This is a genomic window from Sphingomonas sp. CFBP 13733, from assembly GCF_014841795.1.
Lineage (GTDB): Bacteria > Pseudomonadota > Alphaproteobacteria > Sphingomonadales > Sphingomonadaceae > Sphingomonas > Sphingomonas aerolata.
In genome coordinates, this window is record NZ_JACYUP010000005.1 from 44,524 (window position 1) to 60,564 (window position 16,041).

9 protein-coding genes are annotated in these 16,041 nt (G+C 65.2%); 4 read left to right on the forward strand and 5 right to left on the reverse strand.

Annotated features, from left to right (window positions below; all coding sequences use genetic code 11):
* Positions 1-20: 20 nt before the first annotated feature.
* From IFT71_RS16315 to IFT71_RS16330, 4 genes are all read right to left on the reverse strand, one after another.
* Positions 21-2,501: a glycoside hydrolase family 95 protein gene (locus tag IFT71_RS16315; protein WP_244655000.1), complete on the reverse strand. Its 2,481-nt coding sequence runs from the start codon at positions 2,499-2,501 to the stop codon at positions 21-23.
* Between the two features lie 138 nt (positions 2,502-2,639).
* Entirely contained in the window at positions 2,640-5,858 is a 3,219-nt protein-coding gene (locus IFT71_RS16320) for a TonB-dependent receptor domain-containing protein (protein ID WP_192142190.1), read from the reverse strand.
* Positions 5,859-5,997: 139 nt separating this feature from the next.
* A complete protein-coding gene (locus IFT71_RS16325; RefSeq protein WP_192142192.1) occupies positions 5,998-7,020 on the reverse strand; it encodes a FecR family protein in 1,023 nt (340 codons plus the stop codon).
* Positions 7,020-7,517, reverse strand: a complete 498-nt coding sequence (locus tag IFT71_RS16330) for an RNA polymerase sigma factor (protein ID WP_107934410.1) — start codon at positions 7,515-7,517, stop codon at positions 7,020-7,022. Before IFT71_RS16330 ends, IFT71_RS16325 begins: the two co-directional genes overlap by 1 nt.
* 245 nt (positions 7,518-7,762) lie before the next feature.
* Here IFT71_RS16330 and IFT71_RS16335 point away from each other — a divergent pair, with 245 nt between their 5' ends.
* From IFT71_RS16335 to rsgA, 3 genes are all read left to right on the forward strand, one after another.
* On the forward strand, positions 7,763-8,299 hold the full coding sequence (locus tag IFT71_RS16335) for a DUF3833 family protein (RefSeq protein ID WP_192142194.1): 537 nt from the start codon (positions 7,763-7,765) through the stop codon (positions 8,297-8,299).
* Positions 8,296-8,988 carry a VIT1/CCC1 transporter family protein gene (locus IFT71_RS16340; RefSeq protein ID WP_192142196.1) on the forward strand — a complete coding sequence of 231 codons (693 nt, stop codon included), beginning with the start codon at positions 8,296-8,298 and terminating at the stop codon, positions 8,986-8,988. Before IFT71_RS16335 ends, IFT71_RS16340 begins: the two co-directional genes overlap by 4 nt.
* A 194-nt stretch (positions 8,989-9,182) precedes the next feature.
* A complete protein-coding gene (gene rsgA / locus IFT71_RS16345) occupies positions 9,183-10,181 on the forward strand; it encodes a ribosome small subunit-dependent GTPase A (RefSeq protein WP_192142205.1) in 999 nt (332 codons plus the stop codon).
* Here rsgA and IFT71_RS16350 read toward each other — a convergent pair.
* Entirely contained in the window at positions 10,178-12,526 is a 2,349-nt protein-coding gene (locus tag IFT71_RS16350; RefSeq protein WP_244655001.1) for a GH92 family glycosyl hydrolase, read from the reverse strand. The two genes, rsgA and IFT71_RS16350, sit on opposite strands and share 4 nt — an antisense overlap.
* Positions 12,527-12,929: 403 nt before the next feature.
* Here IFT71_RS16350 and IFT71_RS16355 point away from each other — a divergent pair, with 403 nt between their 5' ends.
* The gene (locus tag IFT71_RS16355) at positions 12,930-16,013 is read left to right on the forward strand and encodes a TonB-dependent receptor (protein WP_192142207.1); all 3,084 of its coding nucleotides are present in this window, start codon (positions 12,930-12,932) and stop codon (positions 16,011-16,013) included.
* The last annotated feature ends 28 nt before the right edge of the window (positions 16,014-16,041 follow it).

Below are 16,041 nucleotides of genomic sequence, written 5' to 3' on the forward strand. Positions count from 1 at the left end.
GACTCCTGGAACGTTTCGGGTCATGTGGCATCGCTCTCGCGTGGCGTGCTGCTGGCGACGCCCGGAGCGGTTCTGCGTAGCGCGACGTCGTAGCGTCGGCCCTTCACAGTCTCGAACGTGATAGACTGTGCATCCTGCTCGAACCTGACGATCGTCCCCCGGTGAACAATCTTGAGCGGTTCGAACCCTGACGGCAATCGGACCGAAAGGCGCGTGTGGGCGGCAATTACCGTCGCGTCGACATGGCCATCGCTCCATGCGATCGCGACCTCGTGACCGCCCCGCGCGCGGAGCCCGACGACGCGACCGCTGGTCCATTGCGGGGGGACCGCAGGCAGCAGCGCGATCTCGGTTTCGCGGCTCTGTAGCAGCATCTCCGCGATCGCCGCAGTGATGCCCAGATTGCCATCGATCTGAAACACGGGCCGTGGCTTTGCCGGATGCGTGTCGAGCAGGTTCGCTGCGACGCTGTTGGCGATGAACGCGGAAAGCGATCGCCCGGCCTGCGCGCCGTCACCCAGCCGGGCCCAGACCGCGGTCGCCCAGGCACGGCTCCAGCCCGTGCTGGCACCGCCATGCGCCTCGCGGCGCGCGATCGACGCGCGTGCAGCCCGGGCGAGCGCGGGCGTCCGGACGGGGTCGATCGCATCGCCGGGATAGAGCGGATAGAGATGCGAGATGTGTCGGTGGCCTGGGTCCTGCTCGGCGAAGTCGGTCGCCCATTCCTGAAGTTGGCCATATTGGCCGGTGCGATAGGGCTCAAGTTGCTTCAGCAACCCGGCGAGCCGCGCCGTGAGCCCGTCGACATCGCCAATGACCGCCATGGCCGCGATGCAATTCTTGAACAGTTCGCGGATCAGCGCGAGGTCCATCGTACAGCCTGCCGAGATCGCGGCGGACTTGCCGGTCGCGGTCAGAAACAGGTTCTCAGGCGAGATCGACGGGGCGGTCGTGAGATGGCCGCTTCGTGGATCGCGAACCAACCAGGCTGCACAGAATTCGGCGCAGCCTCGCATCAATGCAAAGCCACGCGTCTTGAGGAAGTCGCGATCGCCGCTGAAGCGATAATGATCCCAGACGTGCTGTACCAGCCATGGGCCCGCCATTGGCCAGTTCGCCCAATTCGGATCGCCGACGCCCGCGCCGACGGGGTTGCTCATCGCCCACAAATCGCTGTTATGATGCACACACCAGCCCGGCATTCCGTAGAATTGCCGCGCGGTGCGCGCGCCGGTGACGGCGAGCCGCTCGATGTGATCGATCAGCGGAAGATGGCAGTCTGCGAGATTGCAGCTCTCGGCGAGCCAATAGTTCATCTGCAGATTGATGTTGGTGGTGTAGTTCGAACTCCAGGGCGGACGCACGGTGGCGTTCCACACACCCTGGAGATTGGCCGGCATGGTATCGGCACGGGAACTGGCGATGAGGAGATAGCGGCCGAGCTGGAACAGGCGTTCGGCACGCGGTGTATCGCCGTCCCCGATCGTGCCGTTGAGTTCGAGCGAGGCGCGGCGGTAGAGCGCCTGATGATCGCTGACGTGACGCTTAACTAGTGTCGTATAGTCATGACGTCTGGCAGCCGCGAGGTCGCGTTCGGCCGAAGCGCGGACCGCGGCGACGGGTATGTCGGGCGCGAGGTCGAAGCGGCGAAACCCTGTGGCGGCGGCGATGCGGACGATCGCGATTGTGGCGCCGCGGATGTGCAGCGCGCCCTCCGACGCGGTGATTGCGCCGCCATCAGTTTCGACCGACATGATCGTCGCGAACGCCATGCCCCGACCAGGGCTATCCGAATATCGAATGGGATCGGGGACATCGCGGTAATCGGGCTCGCTCTGCGTGGGCGCCTTGCCGAGCAGGGTGATCTGGTTGCTGCCTGATTGTGCGGTAGCCGTCGCCGTCGCGCGCAGCTTGCTCGTCAGCATCAGGCGGCAATTGATCATGCCGCGTCGATCCGCGGTAAGCCGCAGCACGATCACGCCATCGGGGTGCGAGGCGAACAGGTCGCGGCCGAAGCCTGTCCCGCCAGAGCGATACGTGACGGATGCAACCGCGCGATCGAGGTCAAGCGTCCGGCGATAGTCCTGCGGGGCTTCGCGATGATCCATCTTGAGGTGGAGATCCGCCATCGGTGCATAGCTCGCGCTGAATGGCCCCTGGAGAGCATGGCTCAGTTGATCGGCACTGACCGGATCATTGGCGAACACGGCGCGGCGCACCGCAGCGAGCGCATCCCGATTCCGAGGATCGGCATTGTCTCGATCGCTGACCGCATGCCCGGGGCTGACGTCGGGCTGGCCGCTCCACAGTGTATCGTGATTGAGCGATAGCATGTCGCGTACGACCCCGCCGCCCATCATCGCGGCGAGCCGGCCGTTACCGACGGGATGCCCGAGCAGCCACTCGCTCGCGGGCTCGGTCGCCGTGATCCGGTGGCGCTCGTTCACAACGGGGACGCTGGCTTCGGCGGCGCCCAGCCCCGTGAAGAGACCGGCGAACATGGAACCGGTCCCTGCTGCCATCACGCGGCGACGTGATACGCTGGCGAATGCGTCGGCGACGCCCGGTGGTTGACCCGTCATGCTTTCCCTTCCCGCATGGCGGCGCGTCCGGTGGCGCCGCCATGCCTGGCTACGGCCCTAGAAATCCAGGGTCGCCCCGATGTTGATAGACCGGCCGAGCGCATCATAGACCGAAGGCGAGGTGTTGACGCGCTCCGCCGCCTCGAGCGGGGGGCTGGGACGAACCGGCGCCGCCCTGTTGAGCACGTTGTTGACGACCAGTCTCAGCGTCAGCGCCCGCGATACGGTGACGCTCCCACTCAAGTCGAACACGTCATAGGCGGGCAGATACTTATATGCATCCGGCACGCTCGGATCGTCCTCGCCGAAGATCGGATTTCCATCGAGGCGCGAGTTCTTCAGCCCCGAATTATGCCTCCAGTTGACCGAGACCAGCCCCTGGGTCTGCGCAGCTTCGGGCGAGCTGAGCGTAAACCGGAAATTGTGCTGATACCGGCGATAGCCCTGCCCGGCATAGGGCCCGAACAGCCCGACCACGTTGAAGTCGGTGTCGGGGAGGCCGAGATCACCGCCCTTGGCGGTCTGTAGCGTCGCGACATAGCTGGTGGAGAACCGCGCCCAGTTGCCCATCCGCGTGTCGTAATTGGCAGAGAAGTTGAACCCGCGGGCATTCGTTCGGCCAAGGTTGCTGTATCCCTGGTTGATATAGCCCGTTGCTGCTCCGGCGTTGCTGAACAGCGTCCCGTCGGCGTTGCGCTTGAGCTGTCCGCAGAAGAAATCATAGCCGGTGTTCGCGCAGGTCTGCAGGAAGTCGATCGCGCGGTAATAGCCGATGCCGTTCTGGATCTCGATGCTGTAATAATCGGCGGTCGCGGAAAAACCGCGCAACATGCGGGGCGTCAGGACGAGGCCGTAGGTGTAGGTGTGCGCGACTTCGGGCGTCACCAGACCTTCGGAACCGTTGCGGACAGTGCACAGGAAATCCGGACATTGCTGGATCGCGCCATATTGGGCGGCGGTCACGCCGGTGCTCGCGCAGACCTCGCGGCTCGCAACGGGGCTCGTCCCTGCGCATGGATCGCCCAGCGTGTTCGTGTCGAGCACGCCGTAACTGGCGTTGGCGTTCGACGAGAGTTCGTAGATGCTCGGTGCGCGGGTTGCCTTGTTGTAGCTCGCCCGGAACAGCAGGTCCTCGATCGGCCGCCAGCTGCCGTCGATCTTGTATGTCGACCGCACCCGCTCGACGCCGGAATATTTCGATCCACGGATCGCGCCGCCGATGCTAAGGTCGCGGATCAGGGGGCGATCGCTGACCAGCGGCACGTTGACCTCACCGTAGAGGTCGACCGCGTTGTTGGACAATGTCGAAGGCGTCGACCCGAACGCAGCCTGATAGGCGGCGTCGGGGCGCGAACGATAGCCGCTCGACCGATATTCCCCGCCAACCGCGATGTTGATCCCCTTGGTCGAAAACGGGCTTCTGATGCCATATTCGCCGAGGTCGCCGGTGACGTTGGCATTGCCCACCCATTGCTCATACCGCTCGCGGAACACGCCGCCGCCTTGCGCGAACGACAGATAGTCGACGGCCGCGGCGCTGGGCCCGTTGGTGGAGAAAATGTCGAGCGGGACGCAGCTCGGGTCGGATCCGCTGACCACCGCGGCGCAGGTCGGCGTGCCGTTGACGTCGACCACCTGCAGTGCGGTGGCGACCTTGGCGGGGTCGATGCGGCCGAGCTGTTGCTGGCGGTAGAGTGTGGTCGAATAAACGCCGCCTACGTCATAATGCCATGCGCTGCCCAGATCGCCGCGAAACCCCGCCACCGCGCGATAGATCTCGTTGGATGACAGCGTCGACTGCGCGTCAGTAAAGCGGTAGCGGACATCGGTGCGGACGTTCGTTGCCGTCCCCGCGGCATTACCGCACAAAGCCCCTGCCTGCTGCTGCGATAGAAGCGGGTTGTCGCAGTTGATGTCATAGGGGATCGAGCCGGGCTGGATCGTGGCGGGATCCGACTGGCTCCGCGACTCGGACCTCAGATAGAGCCCGTTTGCATAGAGCTGCAGCGCGGGGGAAACCTCGTAGTTGAGGAAGACGGCGCCGTTGTATCGCTTGTTCTCGCGCTGGAAATAGAAGCTGTCGTTGTAGTTATAGCCGTTGGCCCCCGTGAACGGGACGAATTCGCGACCCCCACCCGCCGCGTTCGTGAAACCGGAGCCGTTCTGCGCCGGCCCGGACAGCGCCTGGAAATAGCCCGCCGGCGTTGCCGAGGACGGTGAGGCGCAGACGACCGACTGCCCCGACAAGGTGATCGGGCAGACGGAAAACGATCGCGACGACGCCAGGACAGGCTCGACCTGGCTATAGGCCCCGAAGAGCGAGATGTTGCCGCGGCCGCCGGCGAAATTCTTGCCCATGCTTATATTGGCGTCGAACCGGCCGCCATCATTGGCCATGCCGCTGGGCACGGCGAAGCCTGCGGCACGCGCAGCCTGCGCGGCGATGTTGTCGCGATTGTCGGCGTTATAGAAGCCGTAATTGACGTTCGCGTTAACGCCCTCGAAATCCTTGCGGAGGATGAAGTTCACCACGCCGCCGATAGCGTCCGAGCCATAGACGGCAGATGCGCCGCCGGTCAGAAGGTCGACGCGCTCGATCAGTCCGACCGGTACGACGGACGCATCGATGCCTTCGGTGACACCGATCCGCTGACCATCGATCAGCGTGAGCGTCCGGTTCGTCCCGAGGCCGTGAAAATCGAACTGCTGGCGCCCGTTGCCGTTCGATAAATTGGTGTCATTGTTCTTGATCGCCGGAACGCGGTTCAGCACCTCCTGGACGCTGAAGGCCGCCTGCAGCTTGATGTCCGCCTGGCTGACGCTGGTCACCGGCGCGGTTTCGACGAGGTTTTTCGACCGGATGCGCGATCCCGTCACGACGATGTCGCCACCAGGCGGCGTCGGGCCCGTCGTGTCGTCCTGTTCCGTGTCGGGCTGGTTCGCCGGGCGTTGCGGCAAAACCTGTGATTGAGACCCCGTCATCGCCACGCGCGTCAGCGCGGCGGGGCGTGCGATCACATAGACGCCCTGTCCCGTTCGCGACGTGACGAGACCACTGCCCTGCAGGAGCCGGTCGATCGCCACGTCCGGCGTCATCGATCCGGTGATCGACGGGGATACGCGGTCGGCGAGGAGGGTTTCGTCGAACACCATCTGCACGTGCATCTGGCGGCCGAGCGACCGCAGCGCCGGGCCGAGTGGCTGCGCCTTGATGTCGACCCGAACCACCCGCTGCGCCTGTGCCGGAGAGACCGCCATCACCGTAGCGATTGCCACGCAGCTTACGCCAAGAATCCGTCGGTCCCTTAACATCATCGATCGCCCCTCTTACTCTGTTATACTTTTGTGACGTGCGAGGGTGCCGAATACTCACTTCATTACGAAAATTATCTTATAATTTCGGTTTATCTCGATTTTAGCGACGACGGCTCAAGCGGATCGCCTCGCCCTTAACGGCAGCATCGACCGGGAAGGTTGTGGCGATTGCGTCGGCAAAGGCATCGACATCGCCATTGTTGAAGACCCCGCTGACGCGAATGTCCGCGGCACCCGGATCGACAATGATCCGGCGGCGCTGGGCATAGCGGTTCATGCGTTCGGCGGCGGCGACGAGTGTCTCCGACGTGAAACTCACCTGCTCCGCGCCCCAGCCGTCGTTTCCGATCGATGAGTTCACGGATCCGACGGACCCCGATACCGGCAGGCCGATCTCATGCCCCGGGGTCAGCGCGCGCTCTGCGGTCAGCTGGTGCCCACCCAGCCGAACGACCTCGTTCATCTGCCCCTGGGGGGTATCACGCAACACCGCGACCCGACCCTCGAACAGCGCGACCCGCGTTTCGCGGCTGAGCCTTTCAACCGAAAACTCGGTCCCGGTTGCGATCACCACGTTTCGCCCGCTGCGTACGGCGAACGGGCGCAGCGGATCCTTTGCGACCTTGAAGCGCGCACGGCCCTTCTCAAGGACGATGTCGCGGCGTTGCGGGCTAAAGGCGACCGTGACCATGCTGTCGGCGTCGAGTGACAGACGCGAGCCATCGGCCAGCGCGATGACACGTCGCTCACCGATCGCGGTGCGATATTCGTCGCGGCCGCCGTGGCGCCACGCCAGCGAGCCCAGCGACAGCGCAAGCAGGAGCACAGCCGCGATCGCCCAAGCCACAGGTCGGGACACCATCGGCGTCCGGATCCAGCGACGCTGCCCCGCGCGATGTACGGCACCGAGCGCTTCGCGGCGTAGCGCGAGCATCTCGGGAGCGTCGGCATTTTCCTCAACCGCGTCCCAGGCGGCAAGCGCTGCGCCCAAGCGCTCGCCCCGGCGGGGGTCATCGGCCAACCACGCGTGCAGGTCGGTGCGCTCCTTCGGCGACAAGGGCCCGTCGGATAACCGCAGGCACCAGTCGATGACGGTGTCCGCATCGGATTGCGGCGCGGTCATTACGAGTCTCCCATGGCGGCAAGCAGCGCACGCATTGCATTGGCGATATGCTTCTCGACCGCGCTCACGGAAATGCCGAACGCATCGGCGATCGCCTTACGCTGCATGCCTTCCAACCGGTAGAGTATGAAGATCTGGCGGGTCCGGTCAGGCAGGCCGCCCAGCGTGCGCGCGACGCACCCGACGCTCTGCCGCGCGGACAGCAACCGCTCGGCGTCGATCGGATCGACGCCGAGGTCAGCATCGGTCGCTCGTGATTGCTGATATCGGTACCTGGTCGCATCACGTCGATATTGATCGCGCAACAGGTTGGCGGCTGCTTGGAAAATATAGCCTTCAGGATTGTCGGTGGCCGGCCCCCTCATCGTCGCCATGCGGATGAAAAGATCCTGGATCAGATCTTCCGCCTGCACGGGATCACTGAGACGACGGACGAAGAACGCCATGAGCGCCGGCCGCATGCGTTCCATGACCGCCGACAGATCGCGTGCCGGCATCGCGCCGGCCGGAGGCCTATGCTTCATCATGCTAGATAGACGGGCAGGCGCGCGATGTGCACAGTTTAAAATGCCGCTTTGGTTATGGGGTTCGTCAGGCAGTTCGACGATCAGCAGCGCGTACCGCGGGCGGGGTGGGTAGATACATATTGCCAGCTCCGGGAGAACGGCCGAACGCAACGTCCTGGCGCGAGAGCTAGAACGCGGACTGAGAGCCTGCGGCGCATGCGACGACGAGGATGGCGATGAAGCAGAGGATGATCCCGGTTCCCCGTCTGACGACTTTCGTTGCAGTGCCGCTTGCGCTGCTGCCGTGCGCCTGCGCGGGTGGGCCGAGCACCGCGTCGATCGCCGTGCAACCGGCCTTTGTCGCTGAACGGTTCTTCGCCGGGCGGCTGGACGGCACGGGCGTGCTCAAGATCGCATTTCGGGCGCCGGTCCGGACGCATGTCGCGAGCGTCGGTCGCGTCGCTCCCGACGGAACATTGATCCTGGACCAGCATATCGAGCAACAGGGCAAGCCGCCGCGTGATCGGCAATGGCGGATCGTTCCGCTCGGGCATCGGCGCTACACGGGCACGTTGACTGACGCGTCCGGACCGGTGACGGGGGAGGCGGTCGGCAATCGCCTGCATCTGGCCTTTCGTATGCGCGGCGGCATGATGGTCGATCAGTGGCTGACGCTGTCACCCGATGCCCGGGTCGCGCAGAACCGGCTGATCGTCCGCAAGCTCGGCATGACGGTGGCGACGCTCGGCGAAACCATCAGGATACTGCCATGAGTGCGCATCGCGAACGTCATCTTGTATTGCGGAGCGGCTGGCTTCGTGCCGCGGTGCTCGGCGCAAATGACGGGATGGTGTCGACCGCGAGCCTGATCGCGGGCGTCGCCGCGTCGGGCGCAACGACCGGCGCCGTGTTCGTGGCCGGCGCGGCGGCTATGGTCGCGGGGGCGATGTCGATGGCCGCGGGCGAATATGTGTCGGTCAGTTCGCAGGCCGACAACGAGGCTGCCGATCTGGCGCGCGAGCACGGCGAACTCGCCAGCGACTGGGCGCATGAGCATGACGAGCTCGCGCAGATCTACGTGGCGCGCGGTCTCGATGCGACGATCGCGAGCGAGGTCGCGCGGCAATTGATGGCGCATGATGCGCTCGGCGCGCATGCCCGTGACGAACTTGGCATCTCCGAAATCGTCATGGCCCGCCCGCTCCAGGCGGCATTCGCGTCCGCTGTCAGCTTCGTCGCCGGCGCGATACCCCCGCTGCTGGTGGCCATCCTGACGCCTGCGCCACACCGGCTGCTAGCGGTGACGGCAGCGACTTTGGTCTTCCTTGCGCTGCTGGGCATGGTCGGGGCGCGAACGGGTGGCGCAAGCCCGTGGCGCCCGGCGCTTCGCGTCCTGTTCTGGGGTGCGGCGGCGATGGCCGCAACGGCCGCGATCGGGCATCTCGTGGGTCGCGCGGTCTGATACCTGGCCCCGATCCGGGTACGGATTTCCGCGGCTCGCCTGAATGCGAGCGCGGCGGCTTAGACGAAAGGGCGCAATTAGCAGCGTTTTGATCGTGGGTGCGACTGGTAACCGCCTCCTATCGGCGTATACGACCGGATCGTAGACGGGAGGGCCGGGGACCGGCCCGCAAGGAAAGATGCTGCTGCACCCTTATGGATTCTGCTGATCAGACCCTGGAACAGCTTGGCTGGGACGCACATTTCGAGAACCAGATCTCGGCCGCCGAAGCCGCCTATTGTCATCCCGCCAGGGTCATGGCCGTCCACCGCGGCCAGATTGCCGTGGCAGGGTCGGGCTGGGCCGGCGATCTGTCGCCCTATATCGCCGGTGCCACGCCGTTGGACGATCACCCGACCGTCGGCGACTGGCTGCTGACCAGCGCGGACAGGGCGCAAGCTCTTCGTGTGCTCGGTCGCAAGAACCTGTTCAAGCGCCGTGCGCCGGGTGATCCGCGCGGTGAGCAGATGATCGCCGCGAATGTCGACACGGTGTTCCTCGTCGCGTCGTGCAACCAGGATTTCAGCGTCGCACGGCTGGAGCGCTATCTCGTGCTGGCACGCGAGGTCGGGGTCGATGCGGTCGTGATCCTCACCAAGATCGACCTGACGGACACGTCGGAGACCTATGTGGACGCGGTTCGCGCGATCGAGCCCGGGCTGATCGTCGAGACCGTCGACGGCCGCGAACCTGACGCTGTGGCGCGGCTCGCCGCCTGGTGCGGTATCGGCAAGACCGTCGCCTTTCTGGGGTCGTCGGGCGTCGGCAAGTCGACGCTCGTCAACACGTTGCGCGGATCCGCCAGTATCGCCACCCAGGCGATCCGCGAACATGACGGGACGGGGCGGCATACGACGACGGTGCGCCAGATGCATCGCCTCGACCAGGGTGGCTGGCTGCTCGACCTGCCGGGCATGCGCGAATTGCAATTGTCCGACGCGGCCGCGGGCATCGCGGAAGTGTTCGACGACTTTACCCTTGCCGCGCAGGATTGCCGGTTCTCGAACTGCGCGCATGGCGGAGAGCCGGGCTGTGCGGTGCGCGCGGGGATCGACGCGGGCACTTTGACGCCCGAACGCTTTGCGCGCTGGCGTGCGCTGGAAGCGGGCGAGACCGCCGCCACCGCACGCACCTCCCGACGGCGCTCGCGCTAGCGCCGCGTCGGGGGGCTTGAAACCGCGGTCGAGGTCGAGAACGGGCGCGACGATGCGCTCTTCCCCCATTGCCGGTTTGGCCGGGCGCTCATCACGAACCGCAATTCGCCGCCCTGCCTGATCTCATCATCGCGGAGATAAGCGCGGGTGAGGGGCCGGCCGTTCAGGGTGACGGACTGGACGTAGCGATTGGCGGTCGAGAGATTATCCGTGCTGATCACGAACTGCTTGCCGCCGGGCAGCATCAGCGTCGCCTTGGGCAGGAAGGGGCGGCCGATGACATATTCGTTCGCGCCCGGCGCGACCGGGTAGAAGCCTAGCGCGGTGAAGACGAGCCAGGCGGACATCTGCCCGAGATCGTCGTTGCCGCTCAAACCCGCCGGCGTGTCGGCATATTGGCTGGCGACGATCTGCCCCAGCCGCTCCTGTGTCCGCCAGGGCGCCCCGGCATAGCTGTAGAGATAGGCGACGTGATGGCTCGGCTCGTTGCCGTGGATATACTGGCCGATCAGCCCGGCGATGTCCTCGGCATGGCTATAGTCGATCTTCGACAGGTCGAAATCGAACATCGCATCGAGCTTCCGGATCGTCCTGGCGTCGCCGCCCAGCAGGCGGAACAGCCCCGCCTGATCCTGCGGCACGAACCAGCTATATTGCCACGCATTGCCCTCCGTATAGTCGGAGCCGTAGTTGATCGCGGTCGGGTCGAAGGGGGTGCGGAACTGGCCGTCGGTCTTGCGCGCGCGGAGCCAGCCCGACGACGCGTCGAAGCTGTTGCGCCAGTTGCCTGCCCGTTTTTCGAAGCGCGCGGCGATGTCGGACCGGCCGAGTTTGCGCGCCATCCGCGCGATGGTCCAGTCGTCATAGGCATATTCGACGGTCTTGGAGGCGGCTTCGGGTTCCTTGTCGATCGGCACATAGCCCCGCGCGATATACTCGCCGAGACCCCCGTAGCTGGCATGGTCGGCACTCGCGACCATAGCGTCCAGCGCCGCATTGGCATCGAAGCCGCCAATCCCCTTCATATAGGCGTCGGCTATGACGGGGACGGCGTGATAGCCGATCATCGTCCACGTCTCGCGCCCGGCAAACTGCCAGACCGGGAGGATGCCGTCGGGGCTGTGCGTCTGGCTGGCAAGCAGCGAGCGGACGATGTCGGTGTTGGTCTTTTCCGGCTGGATCAGCGTAAGCAGCGGGTGTTCCGCGCGGAACGTGTCCCAGAGCGAGAAGGTCGACCGGACCGTGAAATCGGTCGCCTGGTGGATCTGGTCGTCGGGCCCGCGATAGCGGCCGTCGCGGTCGCTCCAGATGCTCGGCGCGAGCAGGCTGTGGTAAAGCGCGGTGGCGAAGATGCGGCGCATCGGTGCCTCGGCCTCGAACGTGACGGCGCCGAGCGCGGTGTCCCAGGCAGCCTGGGTCTGCGCATGGATATCGTCGAAGCCGCCCGCTTCACCGTCGAGATTGGCGAGCGCGCCGGCTTCGTCGACGCCTGAGATCCCGACCTTCACCTCGAGCGGTTTCGTCAGGACGCCGAAATCGAGACGGGCCTCGAGCGCCTGACCGAGCTTTTCGGCGAGCGCATCGCTGTCGCGGCCCGGCCCCTGGAACCCCTTGTAGGGAATGGCGGTCTCGCGGTTGACGAGCGCGTGGCCGGTCAGGGGGGAGGAGAAGCGCATCGCGAAGAAGAGCTTGCGCCCGGGTGCCCATCCGCGGGTTTCGCGAAAGCCGGTCAGGACACCGTCGTCGCGCAGGTGCAGCCCCGACCACAGGATCTTGCCGGGATAATTGTAGAGCGACGAGCGGAGGTCGAGAACGAGATGCGCGGCCTTGCCCGCGGGAAAGCTGTAGCGGTGCACGCCGACCCGCGAGCCGGCCGTCATTTCGGCGCGGATTCCGCGATCGGCGAGCGTGACAGCGTAATAGCCGGGCTTCGCGGTTTCGGTGGCGTGCGAGAAGCGCGATCGATAGCCGGGGGCGGCGGGCGTGCCCGGGTCCATCGGCACGTCGTCGCCGGCGACCGGCATGACCAGCACGTCGCCGAGATCCGAATGGCCGGCGCCGGAGAAATGGGTGTGGCTGAAGCCGACGATCGTCGGGTCGTCGTAGCGATAGCCCGCGGCGTGCGGATAGCAGTCGCGGAGGACGCAGGAGGTGTCGGTGTCCGGCGAGAGCTGGACCATGCCGAACGGGGCGACGGCGCCGGGGAAGGTATGCCCCTCACCACCGGTGCCGATCAGCGGATCGACCGAGTCGCTCGGTCGCTGTGCGGTCTGGGCGGGGGCGGGGCCGGTGGCGAGCAGGGCGAGCGCCGATCCGGCGAGGCAGAGACGCTTGAGCATTGGCATGGCGGTCACCCGGTCTGGGAGGGGAAGGGGCTCCGGAGTCTGGGGCCGGAGCGGCAAGGCCGGGTGCTGATACCGGCCGAGTTGAAGACGACAGCATTCAGTTTGCGGGGCGATTTGGCAAGACGGCGCGCCGTCGGTCGAACGGTCAGCAGATTTGGTGCCGGTTCGGCCAAGTTCCGAGCCGCGGCGAATGTTGCGAATGTTGAGACCGAAACGGCATAAATCTGCTCCGCATAATCCATTTGACAATTTACTTTTATAATTGGCAAATAGGCAAGCAAAGACGACGTACCGTGATGATCCGATGAACCGGACGTCCCACCCGAATACGGGGGCAGGCACGCGATCGGCAGGGAGACGTGAGGGGGCAAGGACGTCCCGCACGCCGAAAAGGGGAAGTCTGATGAGCGCAACCAAGACAATATATGCCGTTCCGTCGCATCGCCGCCGCGCGCTGCGGTTTCTGCTCGCGGGCGCAAGCCTGAGCGCGGCGCTGGCCGGGACGGCGGGCGCGCAGGAGGTCGCGCCGCCATTGCCCGCAGCCGCCACGACACCGCAGACCGGCGACACGACCGGAGCGCCCGACGCGGTAACGCCCGCATCGACGGCGACCGCGCCCTCGGGCCAGACGGCGGACACCGCGTCGGCCGTTGCGGGTGAGCAGGATATCGTCGTCACCGGCTATCGCCGCTCGATCGAGAAGAGCCTGAACCAGAAGCGCGAAGCCAACGCGTTCGTCGACGTCATCACCGCCGAGGATATCGGCAAGTTCCCCGACAAGAACGTCGCCGACGCGCTGCAGCGCGTGCCGGGCGTGGTCATCACGCGCGACGGCGGCGAAGGCGCGCGGGTCAGCATCCGCGGGCTCCAGTCCGACCTGACGCTGACGCTGCTCAACGGCAACTTCCTGGCCGGCGCGGACAGCGGCGATCCGCAACGGTCGTTCAACTATGTCCTGCTGCCGTCGAGCTTTATCGCCAGCACCGAGGTCTACAAGTCGCCCGAGGCACGGCTGGAAGAAGGCGGTGTCGGCGGCACGATCATCCTCAACACGCGCAAGCCGTTCGACGTCCCGGCCTGGTCGGGCTTCGTCTCGACCGAGGGCACCTATTCGGACACCACCGAGAAGTTCGAGCCGCAGCTCGGCGGACAGCTGTCGTGGAAGAACGAGGACGAGACGTTCGGCCTGCTGGTCGGCGGCGTGTGGCAGAAGCGGACCAACCGCGAACTGCGCAGCAGCTCGGAAAGCTGGCTGTGGTGGAGCGACCGCGACGCGCAGGGCAATGTCCTGACGCCCGCGACCGACGTCAACGGCAAGCCCTTCGCCAATGACGACGCGATCTCCTATTGGCCGGGGCAGGGCACGACCGCGCGCGACGGCACGCATTATTCGGGCTATTGGGCGCCGCAGTCGGTGAATGCGCAGGTGTTCGACCAGGAACGCGAACGCTATGGCATCCAGGCGACCGCGCAGTTTCGTCCGTTCGAGAATGTCACGGTCACCTCGAACTATTTCCGCTTCGGCTATAGCAGCGACTATACCGCGAATAATCTGAAGATCCCCGAATGGGGCTATAACGACTTCTTCACCGGCGCGACGCTCGACAAGAGCGGGACGATCTTCCAGTCGGCCAATTTCGCGGTCCCGGCGGCGGGGACGGGCTGTCTCGCGCGTGCGACCCCGTGCACGATGGAGACGCCGCAGATCGGCGGCACGTACAGCCGCGAAAAGCAGGTCTCGAACACGTTCGAAACCGAAGTGAAGTACAGCCAGGACCGGTTCGACGCGGTGCTGAAACTCGGCAAGACCAAGTCAAGCGGCGGCCCGTCGACGCGGTTCAGCGTCGCCTCCAAGCCGCGGCTGACGATCCCCGGCCAGGAGCAGAACGGCAATCTGGTCAGCAACTGGGACATTTCGAACGGCATCGCCGATTTCACCTTCTCGCCCGAATTGCAGCAGAACATCCGCAACGGCATCGCGCAGATCGACGTCGGATCGACCAATTCGAGCTTCACGAACAGCGACCTGGCGCAGCGGTATCTCCAGCTCGACCTGACGCGCCGGTTCGACGGGTTCCTGAAGTCGGTGCAGATCGGCGGCAAATGGCGTGACCTGAGCATCCACCGCGAGACCGGGCGCAATGAATGGTATGCGGATGCGGCCAACGAGATCCGCTATCAGGATACCGCGGCCGGCGCGGTCGCGCGGCCGGAATTCTTTTATGAAAATCCGATCGGCAACATCAAGGGCGGGTTCAACGCCAACGTCGTGCCGGGGATCAATTTCGACAAATATCTGAGCTATCTGAACGCGACCTATGGCGACGCGGTCCGAGTCAACGAGCGCGACTTTGTCTATGATCTGGGCGAGCGCGTGTTCGCCGGTTACGCGCAGGCGAACTTTGGCACTGGCGGTCTGCGCGGCAATATCGGTGTGCGCATGGCCAATACGCGTCAGTCGGGCAACACGTCCGACCGGCTCCAGTATCTGAACGACTATTGCGTCAACGGGCCGAACGGTTCGTTCGATCCGAACCGCCCGCTGGGCGCGGACGGCAATTGCCAGGTCCTGCCGCTGAGCGTCCGCGAGACGATCGTCAACACGCGGGCCGACCAGACCAAGACCTACACGGACTGGCTGCCGAGCTTCAACATCTCGTACGAGATCACCCCGGACCTGCTGGTCCGCGGTGCGGTCGCCAAGGTCATTTCACGGCCGTCCTTCGCCAATCTCGGCTCCGAACGGTCGCTGACCTATCGCTCGCCCGAATATGCGTTCGACCGCGGCCAGTTCGGCGAGTTCGAGGGCTGGTCGGGCAGCGGCGGCAATTCGGAGCTCAACCCGTTCTCGGCATGGCAGTATGACGCCGGCATCGAATGGTATTTCCATCGCGGCTCGGTGCTGGGCGCGACGCTGTTCCGCAAGGACGTGTCCGATTTCGTCGTGCCGCTGGTGCTGAACGTCACGCGCGAAGTTGCGGGCGAACAGGTGCTGATCCAGCCCTATTCGACGGTCGCGAACGGATCGAATGCGCGGTCGCAGGGTGTCGAGCTCTATGCGCAGCACACGCTGTCCTTCGGGCTGGGTGCGCAGGTCAACTTCACCTATAACGACACGTCGGTCGCCGACGTGACGCTCGACGGCCAGTCGGTCGGCTCGTCCGCGCTGGTCGGGAGCGCGAAGACGCAGATGAACGCCTCGGTCTTCTACGAGCATGGCAAGGTGCTGGTCCGCGCGTCGTACAACCGCCGCGGCGAGGTCGTCGGCGGGCTCCAGTCGGGGCTGAACGTCTATACCAGCCCCTATGAACAGGTCGATCTCAACGCCGCCTACGCGCTGACCGACCGGCTCAACATCACCGCCTCGATCATCAACCTGACCAAGTCGGAAGAGAGCCAGCATCTCGGCAACGATACCAAGGATCGCTTCGTCTATCGGAATTACTTCGGGCGCCGTGCCTATGTCGGCGTGTCGTTCAACTTCTGATGGCGGGTCCAAAACCTTCCTCTCCCCT